Here is a 21895-nt window from a genome sequence, read left to right as displayed (position 1 = left end):
CCCGACAGAGAGGGAGGGGCGCGTGAGACGCATGACGGCACGACCTGCCAACGCGCACCAGGCGCGTCTGCTCCGGCTGCTGCGTGACGGAGGACCCAACTCCCGCGCCCAGCTGGGTGATCAGATCGACCTCTCCCGCTCCAAGCTCGCGGTCGAGGTCGACCGGCTCCTCGAGACCGGTCTCGTCGTCGCCGACGGTCTCGCCGCCTCCCGCGGCGGTCGCCGTTCGCACAACATCAGGCTCGCCCCCGAACTCCGCTTCCTCGGCATCGACATCGGCGCCACATCCATCGATGTGGCCGTCACCAACGCCGAGTTGGAGGTGCTCGGGCATCTCAACCATCCGATGGACGTCCGCGAAGGTCCTGTCGCGGTCTTCGAACAGGCCCTGTCGATGGCGGCCAAACTGCGCGCCTCCGGGCTCGCCGAAGGCTTCGACGGAGCTGGCATCGGCGTCCCCGGCCCGGTCCGCTTCCCCGAGGGCATCCCGGTCGCACCCCCGATCATGCCGGGCTGGGACGGCTTCCCCGTGCGGGAGGCGCTCAGCCAGGAACTCGGCTGTCCCGTCATGGTCGACAACGACGTGAACCTCATGGCCATGGGGGAGCAGCACGCGGGCGTCGCCCGATCGGTCGGCGACTTCCTCTGCGTCAAGATCGGTACGGGCATCGGCTGCGGCATCGTCGTCGGCGGTGACGTCTACCGCGGTACGACGGGCAGCGCCGGCGACATCGGACACATCCAGGTGGAACCGGACGGCCGCGCCTGCGCGTGCGGCAACAAGGGCTGTCTGGAAGCCCACTTCAGCGGCGCCGCCCTGGCCCGCGACGCCGAGGACGCGGCGCGCGCGGGCCGGTCGGACGAGCTCGCCGGACGCCTCGCGGCGGCCGGCCGGCTCACGGCGATCGACGTCGCGGCCGCGGCCGCCGCGGGCGACGCCACCGCACTCGCCCTCATCCGCGAGGGCGGCAACCGGGTCGGGCAGGTCATCGCCGGACTCGTCAGCTTCTTCAATCCCGGTCTGGTGGTGATCGGCGGCGGGGTCACCGGCCTCGGTCACAACCTCCTTGCCAGTGTCCGCACCCAGGTCTACCGGCAGTCCCTGCCGCTGGCCACCGGCAACCTCCCCATCGTGCTCGGCGAGTTGGGCCCGACAGCCGGAGTCATCGGCGCGGCCCGCCTCATCAGCGACCACGTCTTCTCACCGGCGTAGTTCTCAACCTGCCAGTGGTTCGTGAGCATCCGTTCCTCCCCCCGAGCTTCGGGGGACCGCAAGCGGAACGGGTGGCCACGAACCAACCCACCGGCCCGCCCCGGTCGTCACCACCTCAGCGCAAGCATGCCCCGCACCCGCCGAGGGGATCTTCGTCATGCCTCAAGACCCACCCCTGCTCACCATGTCCGCCATCACCAAGACCTTCCCCGGCGTCCGCGCCCTCGACGGCGTCGACCTCGAGGTCGCCCCCGGCGAGGTCCACTGCCTCCTCGGCCAGAACGGTGCCGGCAAGTCCACCCTCATCAAGGTCCTCGCCGGCGCCCACCAGCCCGACGGCGGCCGAATAGCCTGGCGCGGAGACCCCGTCCAGCTCCGCTCCCCGATCGCCGCCATGCGCCTCGGCATCGCCACCATCTACCAGGAACTCGACCTCGTCGAAGGGCTCTCCGTAGCCGAGAACGTCCACCTCGGCCACGAACCCACCACCGCCGGATTCGTCGTCCGCGGCCGCGCCGCCCGGACGTCGACGGCCGCACTCCTCAAGCGGCTCGGCCATCCCGAGATCGACCCGGCCCGCCTCGTCGGCGAACTCTCCGCCGCACAGCAGCAGATCGTCTCCATGGCCCGCGCCCTCTCGCACGACGTCCGCCTCATCGTCATGGACGAGCCGTCGGCCGCCCTCGACCCGGACGAGGTCGACAACCTCTTCCGCATCGTCGCCGACCTCACCGCCGACGGGGTGGCCGTCGTCTACATCTCCCACCGCCTGGAGGAGATCCGCCGCATCGGCGACCGGGTCACCGTCCTCAAGGACGGCCGGGCCGTGGCCGGCGGTCTGCCCGCCGCCACGACCCCCACCCGGGACATCGTCGCCCTGATGACCGGCCGCAACGTCGAGTACGTATTCCCGCCACGCCCCGCCGAACCCCCGGCCGCCGCACCCGTGCTCCAGGCCCAAGGGCTGGCCAGGGAAGGCGAGTTCGACTCAGTCGACCTCGAACTGCGACCAGGCGAGATCGTCGGCCTCGCCGGACTCGTCGGCTCGGGCCGCTCCGAGATCCTGGAGACGATCTACGGCGCCCGGAAGGCCACCGCCGGACGTGTCGTCGTCGACGGCCGCACCCTGCGCCCCGGCAGCGTCCGCGACGCCGTCCGCGCCGGGCTCGGCCTCGCCCCCGAGGAACGCAAGGCCCAAGGGCTGCTGATGCTGGAGTCCGTCACCCGCAATGTGTCGGTCTCCACGCTCGCCCGCTTCTCGCGCGCCGGCTGGATCGACCGTACCGCCGAACGCGAGGCCGCCCGGGCGGCCACCCGGGAACTCTCCCTCAGACCCGACAACCCCGACGCCCGGATCCGCACCCTCTCGGGCGGAAACCAGCAGAAGGCCGTCCTCGCACGGTGGCTGCTGCGCGGCTGCCGCGTCCTGCTGCTCGACGAGCCGACCCGGGGCGTCGACGTCGGAGCCCGCGCCGAGCTCTACGCCGTCATCCGCCGCCTCGCCGACGACGGCCTCGCCGTCCTCCTCGTGTCGAGCGAGGTACCCGAAGTCCTGGGCCTCGCCGACCGCGTCCTGGTGCTCAAGGAGGGCCGTGTCGTCCACACGGCACCCGCCCGCGAGCTCGACGAACACCGGGTACTCGACCTCGTGATGGAAGGGAGCCCCACGTCATGACGCTGTCCACCGCCAAGAACACCAAGGCGCCTGCGCAGGAGGGCGGTTGGCGCTCACTCGGTCTCAAGGCCGACGTCCGCAACCTCTCCCTGCTCGGGGTGCTCGCCGTCCTGATCGCGGTCGGCGGCTTCACCAAGCCGGACGAGTTCCTCGCCACCTCCAATCTCCAGCTCGTCCTCACCCAGGCGTCCGTGATCGGGGTCGTCACCGTCGGCATGACCTTCGTCATCACCAGCGGCGGCATCGACCTCTCCGTCGGCGCGATCGTCGCCCTCGCATCGGTGTGGGCGACCACCCTCGCCACCCAGGAGTACGGCTTCGCCGGCATCCTCTTCACCGCCGTCGTCGTGGGCCTGGCCTGCGGACTCGTGAACGGGCTGCTCATCGCGTACGGCGGCATGGTGCCGTTCATCGCGACCCTCGCCATGCTCGCCTCGGCCCGCGGACTCGCCCTGCAGATCACCGACGGCCGGACCCAGATCGTCACCGTCGACGCCGTCCTCGACCTCGGCATCCCCGACGCCTACATCCTGGGCATCCCGCCGCTGGTCCTCGTCTTCGCCGCCGTCACCGTCGTGGGCTGGCTGATCCTCAACCGGACCACCTTCGGCCGCCGCACGGTCGCCGTCGGCGGCAACGCGGAAGCCGCCCGCCTCGCCGGTATCGACGTACGCCGCCAGCGCCTCTACCTCTATCTGCTCTCCGGACTGTGCTGCGGCATCGCGGCCTTCCTGCTGATCATCCTGTCCGGCTCCGGCCAGAACACCAACGGCAACCTGTACGAACTCGACGCCATCGCCGCCGCGATCATCGGCGGCACCCTGCTCACCGGCGGTCGCGGAACCATCGTCGGCTCCGTCCTCGGCGTCCTCGTCTTCACCACGATCACCAACATCTTCGCGCTCAACAACCTGCAGAGCGACGTCCAGCAGATCGCCAAGGGCGCGATCATCGTCGCCGCCGTCCTGGTCCAGCGCCGCACCGCGCGCCACGGCGAGGTCTGACCCCCCAGCCCCGTAACGCCCCCGTATCTCCCTCACCCCCGAAGGGATCCATCGCCATGCCACAAACCAGCCGCAGAGGACTGCTGTTCGGCACCGCAGCGGTCTCCGCCGGAGCGCTGCTCACCGCCTGCACCAGCAACGAGCCCAAGAGCCAGGCCCCGGCCGCGAGCAACGTCCCGGCCGCCGACGACAAGCCCGGCACCCCCGTCACCATCGGCTTCGCCGGCCCCCAGGCCGACCACGGCTGGCTCAACGCCATCAACCAGAACGCCAAGGACCGGGCGAAGAAGTACTCCGAGGTCACCCTGGAGATCACCGAGGGCTCCAACGACACCGCGACCCAGATCGGCCAGATCCAGACCCTCATCAACAAGAAGGTCGACGTCCTGGTCATCCTGCCCGCCGACGGCAAGGCGCTCACCCAGGTCGGCCTCCAGGCCATGAAGGCCGGCATCCCCGTCATCAACCTGGACCGCATCTTCGCCTCCCCGCAGGCATACCGCTGCTGGATCGGCGGCGACAACTACGGCATGGGCCTCAACGCAGGCCGCTACATCGGCGAGAAGCTGAAGGACAAGCCGGGCGCCACGGTCATCGAGCTCGCCGGCATGGACAGCCTCGAACTGACCAAGCAGCGCACCCAGGGCTTCGACGACGCCCTGAAGAACTACCCCAACATCCGCAAGGTGGCCCGGCAGGCCGCCGACTTCACCGTCGAGTCGGGCCAGGCCAAGATGGCCCAACTCCTCCAGGCGCAGCCGAAGTTCGACGCCCTGTGGAACCACGACGACGACCAGGGGGTGGGCGCCCTGCGCGCCATCGCCCAGGCCGGCCGCAAGGACTTCCTGATGGTCGGCGGCGCCGGCGCCAAGTCCGCCATGGACGCCATCAAGGCCGACGACAGCGTCCTCAAGGCGACGGTCCTCTACCCGCCGACCATGGCTGCCTCCGCCATCGACCTGGCCCGCGCCCTCGGTCAGAAGAAGGGCGTCGGTGGCATGGCCGAGCTGGAGATCCCGGCCTCCATCACCCTCTACTCGGCCGTGGTGACCAAGGAGAACGTCGACGAGTACCTGCCCACCGGCTTCAGCTGACCGGCCTCCGGCCGCCCCCACCGCGCAACCGACGAGGAGGAATCCGTATGGAACAGAGGGACAGCGAGGCCGGCGAGGCCACGCCGCCGACACTCGGCATCGGCATGGTCGGGTACGCGTTCATGGGCGCCGCCCACTCCCAGGGGTGGCGCACCGCCGGACGCGTCTTCGACCTGCCGATGCGGCCGGTCCTCGCTGCCGTCGCCGGCCGCGACGCGCACGCCGTCCGGGCCGCCGCCGCGCAGCACGGCTGGGCGGCCGCGGAGACCGACTGGCGCGCCCTCGTCGCCCGCGACGACGTCCAGCTCGTGGACGTCTGCACCCCTGGCGACAGCCATGCGGAGATCGCCGTCGCCGCCCTGGAGGCGGGCAAGCACGTCCTGTGCGAGAAGCCGCTCGCCAACTCGGTCGCCGAGGCCGAGGCCATGGTCGCCGCGGCGGCGGCGGCCGCCGCCCGTGGCCAGGTCGCCATGGTCGGCTTCAACTACCGGCGGGTGCCGGCGATCGCGTACGCCCGCCGGCTCATCGCGGAGGGCCGGCTCGGCGTGCTCCGGCACGTACGCGTCACCTATCTGCAGGACTGGCTCGTCGACCCGGGCTTTCCGCTGACCTGGCGCCTGGAGCGCGAGCACGCGGGCTCGGGAGCCCTCGGAGACCTCGGCGCGCACGCCGTCGACCTCGCCCAGTACCTGGCGGGCGAGCTCCTGGTCGGGGTCTCGGCGCTCACCGAGACCTTCGTACGGGAGCGGCCGCTGCTCGCCGGAGTGTCGGCCGGACTCTCCGGGGCCGCCTCCGGCGCGGCGTACGGGGCGGTGACGGTGGACGACGCCGCGCTGTTCACCGGGCGGCTCGCCTCCGGGGCGCTCGCGTCCTTCGAGGCGACCCGGATGGCGGCCGGCCGCAAGAACGCCCTGCGGCTGGAGATCAACGGGGAGCGGGGCTCGCTCGCCTTCGACCTGGAGCGGCTCAACGAGCTCTCCTTCCACGACCACACCGAGCCGGCCGCCTCCGCCGGGTTCCGCCGCATCCTGGTGACCGAGCCCGACCACCCGTACCTGGAGGGCTGGTGGCCGCCCGGTCACGCGCTCGGCTATGAGCACACCTTCGTCCACCAGGCCCGCGATCTGGTCCTTGCCGTCGCGTCCGGGACCGGCCCCGCGCCGTCCTTCGCCGACGGGCTCCAGGTCCAGCGGGTGCTGGCCGCGGTGGAGGAGAGCGCGCAGAAGAACGCCGTCTACACCCCCGTACCGCTCTAGGAGGCCGTGACCGTGTCCCGTCCCTTCACCCTCTTCACCGGCCAGTGGGCCGACCTGCCCCTGGAGGAGGTCTGCCGGCTCGCCCGTGACTTCGGCTACGACGGCCTCGAACTCGCCTGCTGGGGCGACCACTTCGAGGTCGACAAGGCGCTGGCGGACCCCTCGTACGTGGAAGGCCGCCGGACCCTCCTGGAGAAGTACGGCCTGAAGTGCTGGGCCATCTCTAACCACCTGGTCGGCCAGGCCGTCTGCGACCATCCGATCGACGAACGTCATCAGGCGATCGTGCCCGCCCGGATCTGGGGCGACGGCGATCCCGAGGGCGTACGGGGGCGGGCGGCACAGGAGTTGGCCGACACCGCGCGGGCCGCGGCCGCCCTCGGCGTCGACACCGTCATCGGCTTCACCGGCTCGTCGATCTGGCATCTGGTGGCCATGTTCCCGCCGGTGCCGGAACGGATGGTCGAGCGCGGCTTCGAGGACTTCGCGGAGCGCTGGAACCCGATCCTGGACGTCTTCGACGCCGAGGGTGTGCGCTTCGCCCACGAGGTTCATCCGAGCGAGATCGCGTACGACTACTGGACCACTCAGCGCGCCCTGGAAGCGGTGGACCACCGGCCGGCCTTCGGGCTCAACTTCGATCCGAGTCATTTCGTCTGGCAGGACCTGGACCCGGTCGGCTTCCTGTGGGACTTCCGCGACCGGATCTACCACGTGGACTGCAAGGAGGCCCGTAAGCGCCTCGACGGCCGCAACGGGCGGCTCGGTTCGCACCTTCCCTGGGGCGATCCGCGGCGCGGCTGGGACTTCGTCTCGGCCGGGCATGGCGACGTGCCCTGGGAGGACGTCTTCCGGATGCTCCGCTCGATCGGCTACGCCGGGCCCGTCTCGGTGGAGTGGGAGGACGCCGGGATGGACCGGCTGACCGGCGCTCCGGAAGCGCTCACCCATCTGAAGCGGTTCGACTTCGATCCGCCGGCGGCCTCCTTCGACGCCGCCTTCGGGGGCGATCGGTAGCCCTCGGCCACCCCCTCACGCAGGCCGGTGCCTGGTGGCGAGCAGCGCCACCGGGCCGGTCCGCCCTGCCCGCGAGCGGCTTTGTCCTCTCGCGGTGAAAAGTTCGACAGCACCGACGCACAAGGGCTTTCGGGCTCGGACGAACCCCGCTACGGTCCCTGTGAGCCTGATGTGTACATGACGTAACCGTTGGATTCGACCAGCGTGACGGCGCACGCCGGTCCCCGGACACCCGCACACCCGGCCCTACTCCGGAGGACATCCGTGCACAGACAACGACTCCGATTCAGGAAGTCACTCGCCCTGCTCACCGGCGGCCTGCTCGCCGTCACCACCTTCGCCCTCGGCACCCCGCAGGGCTTCGCGGCCGACACGGACGCCGCGGCAGCCGCCGCCGAGGAATTCCAGCAGGTCACCCTCGCCAAGGGCGGCGAAGAGGTCGGCGAACCGATGTCGCTCGCCGTACTCCCCGACCGCAGCGTCCTGCACACCTCACGCGGCGGCGAACTACGCCGCACCGACGCCGCAGGCAACACCACCGTCATCGGCACCATCCCCGTCTACTCCCACGACGAGGAGGGCCTCCAGGGCATCGGGCTCGACCCCGACTTCGCCCGGAACAAGGCCATCTACCTCTACTACGCCCCGCCACTCGACACCCCCGCCGGCGACGCCCCCAACGACGGCACCGCCGCCGACTTCGCCCGCTACGACGGCGTCAACCGCCTCTCCCGCTTCACGCTGAAGGCCGACGGCACCCTCGACAACGCCAGCGAGAAGAAGGTCATCGACATACCCGCCACCCGCGGCATCTGCTGCCACGTCGGCGGCGACATCGACTTCGACGCCCAGGGCAACCTCTACCTGTCGACCGGCGACGACTCCAACCCCTTCGCCTCCGACGGCTACACCCCCATCGACGAACGCCCCGGCCGCAACCCCGCGTTCGACGCCCGCCGCACCTCCGGCAACACCAACGACCTCCGCGGCAAGATCCTCCGCATCAAGGTCGCCGACGACGGCTCGTACACCGTCCCCGCCGGAAACCTCTTCGCGCCCGGAACCGACAAGACCCGCCCCGAGATCTACGCGATGGGCTTCCGCAACCCCTTCCGCTTCAGCGTCGACAAGGCCACCGGCGTGCTGTACGTCGGCGACTACGGCCCCGACGCCGGCGCCGCCGACCCCACCCGCGGACCCGCCGGCCAGGTCGAGTTCGCCCGCGTCACCAAGCCCGGCAACTTCGGCTGGCCCTTCTGCACCGGCAACAACGACCCGTACGTCGACTACGACTTCGCCACCAAGGTCTCCGGCGCGACCTTCGACTGCGGTGCGCTGAAGAACGACTCGCCGTACAACACCGGACTCGTCGACCTGCCGCCCGCCGAGCCCGCCTGGATCCCCTACAACGGCGGATCGGTACCCGAGTTCGGCACCGGATCCGAGTCCCCGATGGGCGGACCCGTCTACCGCTACGACGCCGCCTCCACCTCGCCGGTGAAGTTCCCGGAGTCCTACGACGGAGACTTCTTCGCCGGCGAGTTCGGCCGCCGCTGGATCAAGCGCATCGAGCAGGGCGCCGACGGCACCGTCCAGTCCATCAACTCCGTGCCCTGGACCGGCACCCAGGTGATGGACATGGCCTTCGGCCCGGACGGAGCCCTGTACGTCCTCGACTACGGCACCGCCTGGTTCGGCGGAGACCACAACTCCGGCCTCTACCGCATCGAGAACGCCACCGGCGGACGCTCCCCGGTCGCCGAGGCGAGCGCCAACAAGACCTCCGGCGTCGCACCCCTGAAGGTCGCCTTCTCCTCCGCCGGAACCACCGACGCCGACGGCGACGCCCTCACCTACAGCTGGGACTTCGGAGACGGCGGCACGTCGACCTCCGCCAACCCCACGTACACCTACCGCAAGAACGGTAAATACACGGCGACCGTGACGGCCAAGGACACCGACGGCCGCACCGGCTCCGCCTCCGTCCGCGTCGTCGTCGGCAACACCGCGCCCAAGGTCACCCTCGACCTGCCGGCCGAAGGAGCCCTCTTCACCTTCGGCGACGAGATCCCGTTCAAGGTGACGGTCACCGACCCGGAGGACGGCACGATCGACTGCGCCAAGGTCAAGGTCACCTACATCCTCGGCCACGACAGCCACGGCCACCCCGTCACCTCCGCGAACGGCTGCACCGGCACCATCAAGACCTCCGCCGACGGCGGCCACGACGACGACGCCAACATCTTCGCCGTCTTCGACGCCGAGTACACCGACGGCGGAGGCGGCGGCCAGGCCGCCCTCACCACCCACGACCAGGCCAAGCTCCAGCCGCGCCACCGCCAGGCCGAGCACTTCGACGCCCAGAACGGCGTCGCCGTCATCGACAAGGCCCCGGCGAACGGCGGCCGGACCGTCGGCGACATCAACGACGGCGACTGGATCTCCTTCAAGCCCTACAACCTGAGCGGATCCACCAAGCTCACCGCCCGCGTCTCCTCCGGCGGCGCCGGCGGCTTCCTCGAAGTCCGCACCGGATCGCCCACCGGCACCCTCCACGGCTCCGCACCCATCCCCGTCACCGGCGGCTGGGAGACCTTCCAGGACATCGACGTACCCCTGCGGAACGTGCCCCGCAGGACCACCGAACTCTTCCTCGTCTTCAAGGGCGGCGCCGGCGCGCTCTACGACGTCGACGACTTCACGCTCTCGAACACACCCGTGGACCGGACCGCCAAGCGCGTCCTCGTCTTCTCCCGCACCGCCGGCTTCCGGCACGACTCCATCGCCTCCGGCATCACCGCACTCAAGGAACTCGGCGCCGGCAGCAACATCACCGTCGACGCCACCGAGGAACCCCGCCAGTTCACCACCAACAACCTCGCCCGCTACGACGCCGTCGTCTTCCTCTCCACCACCGGCGACGTCCTCAACGCCGAACAGCAGACCGCCTTCGAGAACTACGTCTCCACCGGCGGCGGCTACATGGGCGTCCACGCCGCCGCCGACACCGAGTACGACTGGGAGTTCTACGGCGGACTCGTCGGCGCCCACTTCGCCTCCCACCCCCAGATCCAGCCCGCCACCGTCCGCGTCGAGGACCACGACCACCCGGCCACCGCACACCTCGACGGCCCCTGGCAGCGCACCGACGAGTGGTACAACTACCGCACCAACCCCCGCGGCCAGGCCCGCATCCTCGCCACCCTCGACGAGACCACCTACCAGGGCGGCACCATGAAGGGCGACCACCCCATCGCCTGGTGCAAGTCCTACGGCGGCGGCCGCTCCTTCTACACCGGCGGCGGCCACACCAAGGAGTCCTACACCGAGCCCGCCTTCCGCCGGCACCTTCTCGGCGGACTGCGCTACGCCGCCGGCCAGGTCACTGCCGACTGCCGGCCGCAGACCGGCTACCGCGCGCTCTTCAACGGAGAGACCCGCGAAGGCTGGAAGCAGGCGGGACCCGGCAGCTTCGACGTCGTCGACGGCGAACTGCGCTCCGTCGGCGGCATGGGGATGCTCTGGTACCAGGCCAAGGAGTTCTCCTCCTACTCCCTCACGCTCGACTGGAAGACCGCCGGTGACGACAACTCCGGGATCTTCGTGGGCTTCCCCGCCTCCGACGACCCCTGGTCCGCCGTGAACAAGGGCTACGAGATCCAGATCGACGCCACCGACGCCCCCGACCGGACCACCGGAGCCGTCTACGGCTTCAAGTCGGCCAACCTCACCGCACGCGACGCCGTGCTGCGGCCGCCCGGCCAGTGGAACAGCTACGAGATCCGCGTCCAGGGCGAACGGCTCCAGGTGTTCCTCAACGGAGTGAAGATCAACGACTTCACCAACACCGACCCCGTCCGCAGCCTGAAGGACGGCCACATCGGCATCCAGAACCACGGTGCCGACGACCAGGTGTCCTTCCGCAACATCCAACTCAAGGAGCTCGCCCCGTAGAGCTCCCCGCACAGCCGGCGGCGGGCGGGGAGGCGCCGTACCCCCCGCCCGCCGTCTCCACCACCGTCCAGGGAGGCAGGGACGTGACCACAGGAACACGCACGGGAGCCGGAACGCGCACGGGAGTCTGGTTCATCGGAGCGAGAGGCTCCGTGGCCACCACGGCGGTGGCCGGCTGCGCCGCGACCACGGCCGGCCTGCACCCGCCGACCGGCATGGTGACCGAGACCGACGCCTTCGCGGCGACCGGCCTGCCGCCGCTCGCCTCCCTCGTCTTCGGCGGACACGACACGGCGGCGTGTCCGCTGCCCAAACGGGCCGAGGAACTCACCGCCGCGGGCGTCCTCCCGCACGGCCTCGCCACCGCCGTCGCGGCAGAACTGCACACCGCGGACACGGAGATCCGCCCCGGCGGACCCCTGCCCGGCGACACCCGCGACGAGCGGGAACTCATCACCTCCTTCGCCGCCGACATGACAGAATTCCGGCAGCGGCTGGCATTGAACCGAGTAATCGTCGTGAATGTCGCCTCGACGGAGCCGGCGCCGGGGGGCGCCGGACTCCCGCCGAGCTCCCTCTACGCGGCCGCCGCACTGCGCGCCGGCTGCCCCTACGTCAACTTCACCCCCTCCACCGGCCTGCGCCACCCCGCCCTCACCGACACCGTCGCGACGAGCGGCCTTCCCCACGCGGGCCGCGACGGCAAGACCGGCCAGACACTCCTGCGCTCCGTCCTCGCCCCGATGTTCCTCCAGCGCGCCCTGACCGTACGGGCCTGGTCCGGCACCAACCTCCTGGGCGGCGGCGACGGCGCCGCCCTCGCCGACCCGGCCGCGGCGGCGGCGAAGAACGCCGGCAAGGAACGGGTGCTCGCCGACGTCCTCGGCCGAGCCCCGGAAGGCGAGGTCCACATCGACGACGTACCGGCCCTGGGGGAGTGGAAGACCGCCTGGGACCACATCGCCTTCGACGGCTTCCTCGGCTCCCGCATGATCCTCCAGACCACCTGGCAGGGCTGCGACTCCGCCCTCGCGGCCCCCCTGGTGCTCGACCTGGCCCGGCTGACGGCCCGCGCCCACGAGACCGGCCTCTCGGGTCCGCTGGAGGACCTGGCGTTCTACTTCAAGGACCCCGACGGTGAAGCCCCCGCCGCGCTCGCGGAACAGTACGCACGGCTGGTCGCCTTCGCGGCGCGGCTGGGGGAGGGCCGGTGACCGGGCGCCTCGCCTCCTGGGCGGAACTGCTGCGCGTCTCCGCACTCTGCACCGTGCCCGGGGACGCCCTGGCGGGCGCGGCGGCCACGGGCCTGCGACCGAACCGGTCCACTCTGCTGGCCATCGGCTCCTCCCTCTGCCTCTACGAAGCGGGCATGGCACTCAACGACTGGGCCGACCGCGCCGAGGACGCCATCGACCGCCCCCACCGCCCGATCCCCTCGGGCCGCATCACCCCCCGCGCGGCCCTGACCGCCTCGGCCGCCCTGACCGCCGCCGGCCTCGGCCTGGCCGCCCGCGCGAGCCGCCCGGCGCTCGCCGTCGCCACCGCCCTCGCCGCGACCGTCTGGGCCTACGACCTCCACCTCAAGCACACCCCGGCAGGACCGGCGGCCATGGCGGGGGCCCGCGCACTGGACCTCCTCCTCGGCACGGTCGCGACATCGACAGGCCCGTCCGGCAGACCGACCCCCGCCGCGAGCCGAGGCGGCCGCCCGACCGCGACGGCCCTCCGCTCGGCCGCCCTCCTGGGAGCACACACCTACGCGGTCACCTCGGTCTCCCGCCACGAGACCCAGGGCGGCTCCACACGAACTCCCCTCCTGGCCCTCGCCGCCACCCTGACCCTGGCCGCCAAAGCCTCCCGCCCCACCCCCGCGCCCCAGCCGGACGGCCCACCCGGCCCTGCCGGGGCGCGCACCCCCACCCCGTCGGCCGGCGCCCTCGTCACCGCGGTGCTCGCCGCCACCTACGTCCGCACCCCGGCCACCCCGCTCCTCCACGCGGCCCTCAACCCGTCACCTCCCCTCGTCCAGCGCTCCGTCGGCGCGGGCATCCGCGCCGTGATCCCCCTCCAGGCCACCCTCTCCGCCCGGGCCGGCGCTCCCGGCACCGCTCTCGCGATCCTCTGCCTCGCACCGCTCGCCCGCGCCCTCGCCCGGAAGGTGAGCCCCACATGACCCCCCACCCCCCGGCCCCCCGCCCCCCGGCCCCCCAACCCTCGGCCCCCCGACCCGCGGCCTCCCACCACCCCCCAGCCGTCCGCCTCGGTTACGGCACCAACGGCCTCACCGACCTCCGCCTCGACGACGCCCTCGCCCTCCTCGCCGACCTCGGCTACGACGGCGTCGGCCTCACCCTCGACCACATGCACCTCGACCCCCTCGCCCCCGACCTCCCCGCCCGGACCGCCCAGGTGGCCCGGCGCCTCGGATCACTCGGCCTCGGGGTCACCGTCGAGACAGGCGCCCGCTATGTCCTCGATCCGCGCCGTAAGCACGGCCCCTCCCTCCTGGACCCGGACCCCGACGCCCGCGCCGCCCGCACTCGCCTCCTCCTCCGCGCCGTCCGCGTCGCCGCCGACCTCGGCGCCCACGCCGTCCACTGCTTCAGCGGCATCACCCCCACGGCGACCCCTGAGCCGACCGCCTGGAAGCGCCTCGTCGAATCCCTCACCCCCGTCCTCGAAGCCGCCGACGCCGCCCGCGTCCCGCTCGCCGTCGAACCCGAACCCGGTCACCTCCTCGCCACCCTCGACGACTTCCACACCCTGCGCGGCCTCCTCGGCGATCCGGACCCCCGCCTCCTCGGCCTCACCCTCGACATCGGCCACTGCCAGTGCCTGGAGCCCGTGTCCCCTGCCGACTGCGTCCGTGCCGCCGCCCCGTGGCTGCACCACATCCAGATCGAGGACATGCGCCGCGGCGTCCACGAGCACCTCCCGTTCGGCGAAGGGGAGATCGACTTCCCGCCCGTCCTCACGGCCCTCGCCGAACTAACCGCCGCCGGCTACCCGGGCCTGACCGTCGTCGAACTGCCCCGCCACTCCCACGCCGGACCCGAACTCGCCCGCTCCTCTCTCTCGTTCCTCCGCGACCGGACCACACCACGGGAGGTCCCGGCATGCTGACCGACTCCGCACGCGCCTGGCTCGACGAGGCCCTCGCCGCCGCCGCGGCCCACACCGCCCTCTGGGAGCTGCGCTTCGCGTCCGCCGGCCGCCACTGCGGGCCCGAGCACGCCGACTCCGCCCGCGTCCTCCTCCTAGAGGCGGCCCGCGCCGACACGGCCGTCCTCACCCGCCTCTACCACCAGGGCTCGACCGCCGAACGCCGCGCCGTCCTCCTCGCCCTCCCCTCACTCGTCACAGGGCCCGAGGCCCTGCCCCTGGTCGAGGACGCCCTGCGCACCAACGACACCACCCTCCTCGCCGCCGCCCTCGGCCCCTACGCCGCCTCCCATCTCGCCGCCCATAGCTGGCGCCATGCCGTCCTCAAGTGCCTCTTCACCGGCGTCCCCGTCGACGCCGTCGCCGGCTTGTCCCACCGGGCCCGCGGTGACGCCGAACTCGCCCGGATGCTCACCGACTACGCCGCCGAGCGCACCGCCGCGGGCCGCCCCGTCCCCGCCGACCTCCACCGCGCCCTCACCCTCACCGCCCCCACTGAGGAGTCCTGATGCGCATCTTCGACCCCCACATCCACATGTCCTCGCGCACCACCGACGACTACCGGGCGATGTACGAGGCCGGGGTCCGCGCCCTGGTCGAGCCCTCCTTCTGGCTCGGCCAGCCCCGCACCTCACCCGCCTCCTTCTTCGACTACTTCGACTCCCTCCTCGGCTGGGAACCCTTCCGGGCCGCCCAGTACGGCATCGCCCACCACTGCACCCTCGCCCTCAACCCCAAGGAGGCCAACGACCCCCGCTGCACCCCCGTTCTCGACGCCCTGCCCCGCTACCTCGCCAAGGACAACGTCGTCGCCGTCGGCGAGATCGGCTACGACTCCATGACCCCGGCCGAGGACACCGCCCTCGCCACCCAGCTCCAGCTCGCCGCCGACCACGGCCTGCCCGCCCTCGTCCACACCCCGCACCGCGACAAGCTCGCCGGACTGCGCCGCACCCTCGACGTCGTCAGTGAGTCCGCGCTCGCCCCCGACCGGGTCCTGCTCGACCACCTCAACGAGACCACCGTCAAGGAGGCCGCCGCCAGCGGCGCCTGGCTCGGCTTCTCCATCTACCCCGACACCAAGATGGACGAGGACCGCATGGTCGCCGTACTGAAGGACCACGGGCTCGAGCGCGTCCTGGTGAACTCGGCCGCCGACTGGGGCAAGAGCGATCCGCTCAAAACCCGTAGGGTCGGCGACGCCATGCTCGCCGCCGGATTCTCCGCCGACGACGTCGACCAGGTGCTCTGGCGCAACCCCGTCGCCTTCTACGGCCTCAGCGGCCGCCTCCGTCTCGACCCCCCTTCACCCGACGCCTCCCACCAGGGCAACTCCATCCTCCGCGGCGGGGAATGAGGGAGGCCCGCCGATGCGCTTCCGCCACCCCGACGGCTCCACCGTCCACCTCGCCTACTGCACCAACGTCCACCCCGCCGAGACCCTCGAAGGCGTTCTCGCCCAGCTCCGCGACCACTGCGAACCCGTCCGTCGGCGCCTCGGCCGCGACCGGCTCGGCATCGGTCTCTGGCTCGCACGGGACGCCGCCCACTCCCTGATCACCGACCCGGCCTCCCTGCGCGCACTGCGCGCCGAGATCGACCGCCGCGGCCTCGAGGTCGTCACCCTCAACGGCTTCCCGTACGAGGGGTTCGGCGCCGAAGAGGTCAAGTACCGCGTCTACCAGCCGGACTGGACCCGCCCCGAACGTCTCGCCCACACCACCGACCTGGCCCGCCTCCTCGCCGCACTGCTTCCCGACGACATCACCGAGGGCACCGTCTCCACCCTGCCCATCGCCTGGCGCACCCCCTACGACTCCCGCGCCGCGGACACCGCCCGCATCGCCCTGACCACCCTCGCCGAACGCCTCGACGCCCTCGAGGAACTCACGGGGAAGTCCGTGCGGATCGGACTCGAGCCGGAACCCGGCTGCACCGTCGAGACCACCGCGGACGCGATCGCACCGCTCACCGCCCTCTCAAGCCCGCGCATCGGCGTCTGCGTCGACACCTGTCATCTCGCCACCTCCTTCGAAGATCCGCACACCGCCCTGGACGCCCTCGGCTCCGCCGGCATCCCCGTCGTCAAGTCCCAGCTCTCGGCCGCCCTGCACGCCGAGCACCCCCATCTCCCCGAGGTCCGTGCCGCGCTGGCCGAGTTCGCCGAACCGCGCTTCCTCCACCAGACCCGCACACGGACCGCCGCGGGACTGCGCGGCACCGACGACCTGCCCGAAGCCCTCTCGGACGGCTCGCTCCCCGACGGCGCCCCCTGGCGCGCCCACTTCCACGTCCCCCTGCACGCCCCACCGGCGCCCCCGCTCACCTCCACCCTCCCCGTACTCAAGACCGCCCTCGCCCTGCTCGTCGGCGGCCCCCGCCCACGCACCCACCACCTGGAGGTGGAGACCTACACCTGGCAGGCGCTCCCGGCCGGCCGGCGCCCCCGCACCCGCGCCCGCCTCGCCGACGGCATCGCAGCCGAACTCACCCTGGCCCGCGACCTGTTGACCGACCTCGGCCTCAAGGAACTCCCATGACCAGCCCCCGGAGCGACACCCGACCCACCCCCCTTCTGGTCCTCGACGTCGTGGGTCTCACCCCGCGCCTCCTGGAGCACATGCCCCGCCTTCGGGCCCTCGGCCGGACCGGCTCACAAGCCGCTCTCTCCACTGTCCTGCCGGCCGTCACCTGCACCGCCCAGTCCACCTTCCTCACCGGTACCCTCCCCTCCGAACACGGCATCGTCGCCAACGGCTGGTACTTCCGCGAACTCGGCGACGTCCTCCTCTGGCGCCAGCACAACGGCCTCGTCTCCGGCGACAAACTCTGGGACGCCGCGCGTCGCGCGCACCCCGGCTACACCGTGGCCAACATCTGCTGGTGGTACGCCATGGGCGCCGACACCGACATCACCGTCACCCCCCGTCCCGTCTACTACGCCGACGGCCGCAAGGAGCCCGACTGCTACACCCGGCCCCCGGCCCTCCACGACGAACTCACCGAAGAAATCGGTACCTTCCCCCTCTTCCACTTCTGGGGCCCGGGCGCCGACCTGGTCTCCAGCAGGTGGATCATCGACGCCACCCGCCACATCCTGCGCACCCGCCGCCCCGACCTCGCCCTCTGCTACCTCCCGCACCTCGACTACGACCTCCAGCGCTACGGCCCCGACAACCCGCGGTCCCTCCGTGCCGCGGCCGAACTCGACACCGCCCTCGCCCCGCTCCTCGACGACGCCCGCGCCGAAGGACGGACGGTCGTCGCCCTCTCCGAGTACGGCATCACCCGCGTGAACCGCCCCGTCGACATCAACCGGGCCCTGCGCCGAGCGGGCCTGCTGGAGGTCCACACCCAGGACGGCATGGAGTACCTGGACCCGATGACGTCCCGCGCCTTCGCGGTCGCCGATCACCAACTCGCCCATGTCTACGTCCGTCGCCCCGAAGACCTGGACGTCGTCCGCGAGACCCTCGCCGGACTCCCCGGCATCGAGCGACTCCTCGACGACGAGGGCAAGAAGGAACACGGCCTCGACCACCCCCGCTCCGGGGAGCTCGTCGCCCTCGCCGAACCCGACGCCTGGTTCACGTACTACTACTGGCTCGACGACGCCAACGCGCCCGACTTCGCGCAGCTCGTCGAGATCCACCGCAAACCCGGCTACGACCCCGCCGAACTGTTCATGGATCCGCTCGACCCATACGTACGGATCAAGGCGGCGAAAGCGATCGCCCGCAAGAAACTCGGCATGCGCTACCGGCCGGCGGTGGTCCCCCTGGACCCCTCACCTATTCGCGGCAGCCATGGCCGCCTCCCCACGAGCGAAGACGAAAGTCCACTCATTCTGTGCTCCACCCCCCGCGCTGTAAGCGGCCGTGTCGCGGCCACCGATGTGAAGTCCCTCTTGCTCCGACTGGCCGGTCTTCACTGACCGGACTCCAGTGAAGCAGACCCGACCGACAACCAGGAGTTATCCACAGATGAGCCGCACCCGCCGTATCCACAGCACCCCCGCCGACCCCGAGCTCACCCACAAGCTCAGCAGACGGAACATGCTCGGCGTCGCCGCCGGCGCCACCGCCGCGGCCCTCCTCGGCGCGACCGCCCCCACCGCGGCAGCCGCGGAAACCGAAACCGGAGCCGGCACCGCAGCCGCCGACCGAGGCCAGGGCCGGGGCCGCCCCGTCCTGCCTCCCGGCCGCCTCGGCATCCAGCTCTACTCCCTGCGCGACAAGGTGGCCACGCTAGGCTTCGCCACCGTCTTCTCCGAGCTGAAGAAGTACGGCTACGACGAGGTCGAGTTCGCCGGCTACAGCCAGGGCTCGGCCGGCCCCATCACCCTCGCCGAGCTGAAGAAGCTCACCCGGGACCACGGCCTGCGCGGCATCGGCAGCCACGTCGGCTACTACTCCTCCGACCCCAACGCCTACACCTTCGCCCAGAACCTCGACCGCGTCCTCGACGACGCCCAGGCCCTCGGCCTCCCGCACATCGGCACCGCCTCCGGGCCCTGGCGCTACGGCGCCACCGTCGACGGCTGGAAGCGCTGCGCCGAGGAGTTCAACCACTACGGCGCGGAGGCGAAGAAGCGCGGCATGAAGTTCTACCAGCACAACCACGCCGAGGAGTTCTCGTTCGCCACCGACCGCCCGGACGTCCGCCTCTACGACGTCCTGCTCGCCGAGACGGACCCCGAGCTGGTCCACCTCGAAATGGACATCTACTGGGCACACGTCGCCCAGTTCCGCTTCTCCCGCCGCGCCGACGGCAGCCCCGCCCCCTTCGACCCGCTGGACTACGTCCTCGACCAGCCCCACCGCTATCCGCTCTTCCACGTCAAGGACGGCGAACGCGACGACTCCGTCCGCGACGGCTACCGCATGGCGGACGTCGGGGACGGAGACATCGACTACCAACGCTTCATCTCGGCGGTGAACCGCACCCAGCACGGCTACCGCTCCCACCACTGGCAGGCCGAACACGACAACCCCGTCGAGTCGTTCGCCTTCGCCCAAAAGTCCAGCGCGCACCTCCACTCCCTGCGCGAGAAGGACTGCTAGCCGGCCTGCGTGTGCGGCGCACCCCGCCCGCGGCGAGCACCATGCGCCGCGGGCGGAGTCGCGTCGCGGAGAGATCACCGAATTTTTTGGCTACTGACCAGTAGAGAGAATGTTGCCTTCCGTCCATCATCGGACGCGAGCATGCCAACGCCGCCCGCCCGGCAACTCCGGACGTGCGGCTCTCCCGTTCACCCTCGACCCCAGGAGAACCCCCCATGCATGCACGCAGATGGCGGACCGCAACGGCGACCGTCGCCGCCACGGCGGCCCTCGCCCTGGCCACCCCCGCGGCCACGGCCGCCACCCCGACGGCGCCCTCCGCCGCCCCGCGCCTCGAAGCGACCGCAGCAACTGCGGCGACGGCCGCGCAGACCGCCGGCGTCGACTACGCGACCTGGCAGCGCGACGTGGCGGACGTCGTCGCGGTCGCCCGGCCGTACATCGAACAGCGCACCGCAGAGCCCTCCGGCGAGAAGCGCGCGATCGTCCTCGACATCGACAACACCTCGCTCGAGACGGACTTCCACTACTTCTGGGAGCTGCCGACCCCCGCGGTCGCGTCCGTGCGCGAGCTTGCCCGCTTCGCCGACTCCCGCGGCGTCGCGATCTTCTTCGTCACCGCCCGCCCGGGCATCATCCACTCGCTCACCGACTGGAACCTCAAGCGGGCCGGCTACCCCGTCGACGGTCTGTACGTAAGGTCCCTGCCGGATCTCTTCCACGAAGTCAGCACCTACAAGACCGAGAAGCGTGCGGAGATCGAGGCCAAGGGCTACAAGATCATCGCCAACATCGGCAACAACACCGGCGACCTGGTGGGCGGCCACGCCGAGCGGACGTTCAAGCTGCCCGACTACGACGGCCAGTTGTCCTGAAGAGCGGTGGCCGCGGGACCGGTGCCTCCGGTCCCGCGCCCGCCTTCGCCGGTTCCCACCCCGGGGACTGCCTGATCAGTGCCCTCAGCCGACGTCCCGGCTGATCGGCCGCGGGTTCGCCGCCACCCGGCGGGCCCGCGGCCGTCCCGGCGGATGCAGGAACAGCGCCACGACCCCCGCGAACAGGGAGATCGACCCGGCCAGCACGAACGCGCCCGAGTAGTCCCAGGCCGAGACCACGACCGCGCCCATGCCCGAGCCGAGCAGCCCCGACACCAGCTTGGAGCTGTAGACCAGACCGTAGTTGGAGGCGTTGTTGTTCTCCCCGAAGTAGTCGGCCGTCATCGCCGCGAACATCGGGAAGATCGCGCCGCCGCCGAAGCCGGAGATGCTGGAGAACACCAGGAACAGCGGCAGATTGTGGATCGAGCCCGACCACAGGATTCCGTACTGGGCGAGTCCGAGGACGACGCAGACGAAGATCAGGCACTGCTTGCGGCCGTAGCGGTCGGAGAGCCAGCCGATCACGCCGCGCCCGGTGCCGTTCACGATCGCCTTCAGCGACATCGCGGTCGCCACGATCCCGCCCGCGAAGCCCGCCTCGTCGCCGAACGGCACCTGGAAGGCGATGCCGAAGATGTTGACGCCCGAGGTGCACAGCAGACAGAACCACATCAGCGCCACACGCCCGGTCCGCCAGGCCTCGATCGGGGTGTACTGCTTCACCGCCGGCGGGTTCTTCTCCAGCGCCCTGCGCGCCCGCGGGTCGTCCGGCTTGCGCAGCGGATCGACGTGGGCCGGCCACCAGTTCTTCGGCGGGTCCTGGAAGAAGTACCCGGCCACCGCCACCATCGCCGCCAGGAAGAGCCCGACGGCCACCAGCACCCAGCGGAAGTTGGTCAGGTCCATGTAGCCGGTGAAGATGAAGACGAACGGCACGGACCCGTACGCGAAGCCGCCGTTGACGAACCCGGTCTTCCCGCCCTTCCGCTCCGGATACCACTTGCCGACCATGTTGACGCAGGTCGCGTAGACCATGCCCGCGCCCATGCCGCTGAACATGCCGAAGCCGATGTACGCGACCACCACATGGGGCGCGAACGCGAGGGAGACATAGCCGAGCAGCGTGCCGACGGCGCCGAGCATCATCGCCCAGCGGGCCGGCAGTTTCCCGCTCTCGCGCAGCTTGCCGGCCGGGAAGGCCACCGCGGCCTGGAAGAACACCCAGACCCCGAGCATCCAGAAGATGTGCGCGCTGCTCCAGCTGTGCGCGGTGTGCAGGGTCTCCTCGGCGGACGCGAACGCGTACTCCGCCGAGCTGATGCCCATCATGCCCACCCAGGGCAGGATGACCATCCACTTGCGTGTGCGGCCCATCAGGTCGATGTCGGTCTCGCCGAGCCGGTACGTGCGGCCGTTGGCGTCCGTCACCTCCCTGTAGGGGAGGGAGGTGGTGATGTCGGTTGTCGTCATGGAGATCGAACCCCTTGCGTGGAAGAAGTCTGGCCAGCGCCCCCTGTCCGTTCCCTTCGCACCGGGGCCCGCGGCGAGCGGCCACCGCGAGCCCCGTGGTTCGAGCTGT

At 71.4% G+C, this 21895-nt stretch carries 17 protein-coding genes; 16 read left to right on the top strand and 1 reads right to left on the bottom strand.

The genetic code is table 11. The annotated features are described in order from the left end of the window. Nucleotides 1-31: 31 nt before the first annotated feature. From ABZ939_RS27375 to ABZ939_RS27300, 16 genes are all read left to right on the top strand, one after another. Nucleotides 32-1213, top strand: coding sequence for an ROK family transcriptional regulator (locus tag ABZ939_RS27375; RefSeq protein ID WP_361860676.1), 1182 nt, complete (start codon nucleotides 32-34; stop codon nucleotides 1211-1213). Nucleotides 1214-1370: 157 nt separating this feature from the next. After that, on the top strand, nucleotides 1371-2888 hold the full coding sequence (locus tag ABZ939_RS27370) for a sugar ABC transporter ATP-binding protein (protein WP_361860494.1): 1518 nt from the start codon (nucleotides 1371-1373) through the stop codon (nucleotides 2886-2888). Further along, nucleotides 2885-3892, top strand: coding sequence for an ABC transporter permease (locus ABZ939_RS27365; RefSeq protein WP_361860491.1), 1008 nt, complete (start codon nucleotides 2885-2887; stop codon nucleotides 3890-3892). The genes ABZ939_RS27370 and ABZ939_RS27365 overlap by 4 nt, the downstream gene beginning before the upstream one ends. A 56-nt stretch (nucleotides 3893-3948) precedes the next feature. Further along, a complete protein-coding gene (locus tag ABZ939_RS27360) occupies nucleotides 3949-4986 on the top strand; it encodes a substrate-binding domain-containing protein (RefSeq protein WP_361860488.1) in 1038 nt (345 codons plus the stop codon). A gap of 47 nt (nucleotides 4987-5033) precedes the next feature. After that, entirely contained in the window at nucleotides 5034-6242 is a 1209-nt protein-coding gene (locus ABZ939_RS27355) for a Gfo/Idh/MocA family oxidoreductase (protein WP_361860485.1), read from the top strand. 12 nt (nucleotides 6243-6254) lie between these two features. Then, complete coding sequence (locus ABZ939_RS27350) at nucleotides 6255-7259, top strand: sugar phosphate isomerase/epimerase family protein (protein ID WP_361860673.1); 1005 nt, start codon at nucleotides 6255-6257, stop codon at nucleotides 7257-7259. 264 nt (nucleotides 7260-7523) lie between these two features. Then, nucleotides 7524-11213 (top strand): ThuA domain-containing protein, encoded by a 3690-nt coding sequence (locus tag ABZ939_RS27345; protein WP_361860482.1) that lies wholly within the window; start codon nucleotides 7524-7526, stop codon nucleotides 11211-11213. Between the two features lie 83 nt (nucleotides 11214-11296). Continuing rightward, complete coding sequence (locus ABZ939_RS27340) at nucleotides 11297-12427, top strand: inositol-3-phosphate synthase (protein WP_361860479.1); 1131 nt, start codon at nucleotides 11297-11299, stop codon at nucleotides 12425-12427. Continuing rightward, nucleotides 12424-13386, top strand: a complete 963-nt coding sequence (locus tag ABZ939_RS27335) for an SCO3242 family prenyltransferase (RefSeq protein WP_361860476.1) — start codon at nucleotides 12424-12426, stop codon at nucleotides 13384-13386. The genes ABZ939_RS27340 and ABZ939_RS27335 overlap by 4 nt, the downstream gene beginning before the upstream one ends. After that, the gene (locus ABZ939_RS27330; RefSeq protein ID WP_361860474.1) at nucleotides 13383-14336 is read left to right on the top strand and encodes a sugar phosphate isomerase/epimerase family protein; all 954 of its coding nucleotides are present in this window, start codon (nucleotides 13383-13385) and stop codon (nucleotides 14334-14336) included. Before ABZ939_RS27335 ends, ABZ939_RS27330 begins: the two co-directional genes overlap by 4 nt. Continuing rightward, the gene (locus ABZ939_RS27325; protein WP_361860471.1) at nucleotides 14330-14884 is read left to right on the top strand and encodes an EboA domain-containing protein; all 555 of its coding nucleotides are present in this window, start codon (nucleotides 14330-14332) and stop codon (nucleotides 14882-14884) included. The genes ABZ939_RS27330 and ABZ939_RS27325 overlap by 7 nt, the downstream gene beginning before the upstream one ends. Continuing rightward, on the top strand, nucleotides 14884-15732 hold the full coding sequence (locus tag ABZ939_RS27320; RefSeq protein WP_361860468.1) for a TatD family hydrolase: 849 nt from the start codon (nucleotides 14884-14886) through the stop codon (nucleotides 15730-15732). The genes ABZ939_RS27325 and ABZ939_RS27320 overlap by 1 nt, the downstream gene beginning before the upstream one ends. A 13-nt stretch (nucleotides 15733-15745) precedes the next feature. After that, a complete protein-coding gene (gene eboE, locus ABZ939_RS27315; protein WP_361860465.1) occupies nucleotides 15746-16915 on the top strand; it encodes a metabolite traffic protein EboE in 1170 nt (389 codons plus the stop codon). Further along, nucleotides 16912-18309 (top strand): nucleotide pyrophosphatase/phosphodiesterase family protein, encoded by a 1398-nt coding sequence (locus ABZ939_RS27310; RefSeq protein WP_361860462.1) that lies wholly within the window; start codon nucleotides 16912-16914, stop codon nucleotides 18307-18309. Before eboE ends, ABZ939_RS27310 begins: the two co-directional genes overlap by 4 nt. Before the next feature lie 49 nt (nucleotides 18310-18358). After that, entirely contained in the window at nucleotides 18359-19438 is a 1080-nt protein-coding gene (locus ABZ939_RS27305; protein WP_361860459.1) for a sugar phosphate isomerase/epimerase, read from the top strand. Between the two features lie 215 nt (nucleotides 19439-19653). Further along, nucleotides 19654-20313: an HAD family acid phosphatase gene (locus ABZ939_RS27300; RefSeq protein WP_361860457.1), complete on the top strand. Its 660-nt coding sequence runs from the start codon at nucleotides 19654-19656 to the stop codon at nucleotides 20311-20313. Between the two features lie 84 nt (nucleotides 20314-20397). Here ABZ939_RS27300 and ABZ939_RS27295 read toward each other — a convergent pair whose 3' ends face one another. After that, nucleotides 20398-21786, bottom strand: a complete 1389-nt coding sequence (locus tag ABZ939_RS27295) for an OFA family MFS transporter (protein ID WP_361860454.1) — start codon at nucleotides 21784-21786, stop codon at nucleotides 20398-20400. Nucleotides 21787-21895: the final 109 nt, after the last annotated feature.

Source organism: Streptomyces sp. NPDC046712, from assembly GCF_040645695.1.
Lineage (GTDB): Bacteria > Actinomycetota > Actinomycetes > Streptomycetales > Streptomycetaceae > Streptomyces.
The sequence above is the reverse complement of the archived record's forward strand: the minus strand, read 5'-3'. Positions and strand labels throughout refer to the sequence as shown.

Coding starts and splice junctions, on each gene's coding strand:
- ABZ939_RS27375 (WP_361860676.1), top strand. CDS start 32: ATGACGGCACGACCTGCCAACGCGCACCAGGCGCGTCTGCTCCGGCTG.
- ABZ939_RS27370 (WP_361860494.1), top strand. CDS start 1,371: ATGCCTCAAGACCCACCCCTGCTCACCATGTCCGCCATCACCAAGACC.
- ABZ939_RS27365 (WP_361860491.1), top strand. CDS start 2,885: ATGACGCTGTCCACCGCCAAGAACACCAAGGCGCCTGCGCAGGAGGGC.
- ABZ939_RS27360 (WP_361860488.1), top strand. CDS start 3,949: ATGCCACAAACCAGCCGCAGAGGACTGCTGTTCGGCACCGCAGCGGTC.
- ABZ939_RS27355 (WP_361860485.1), top strand. CDS start 5,034: ATGGAACAGAGGGACAGCGAGGCCGGCGAGGCCACGCCGCCGACACTC.
- ABZ939_RS27330 (WP_361860474.1), top strand. CDS start 13,383: ATGACCCCCCACCCCCCGGCCCCCCGCCCCCCGGCCCCCCAACCCTCG.
- ABZ939_RS27325 (WP_361860471.1), top strand. CDS start 14,330: ATGCTGACCGACTCCGCACGCGCCTGGCTCGACGAGGCCCTCGCCGCC.
- ABZ939_RS27320 (WP_361860468.1), top strand. CDS start 14,884: ATGCGCATCTTCGACCCCCACATCCACATGTCCTCGCGCACCACCGAC.
- eboE (WP_361860465.1), top strand. CDS start 15,746: ATGCGCTTCCGCCACCCCGACGGCTCCACCGTCCACCTCGCCTACTGC.
- ABZ939_RS27310 (WP_361860462.1), top strand. CDS start 16,912: ATGACCAGCCCCCGGAGCGACACCCGACCCACCCCCCTTCTGGTCCTC.
- ABZ939_RS27305 (WP_361860459.1), top strand. CDS start 18,359: ATGAGCCGCACCCGCCGTATCCACAGCACCCCCGCCGACCCCGAGCTC.
- ABZ939_RS27300 (WP_361860457.1), top strand. CDS start 19,654: ATGCATGCACGCAGATGGCGGACCGCAACGGCGACCGTCGCCGCCACG.
- ABZ939_RS27295 (WP_361860454.1), bottom strand. CDS start 21,786: ATGACGACAACCGACATCACCACCTCCCTCCCCTACAGGGAGGTGACG.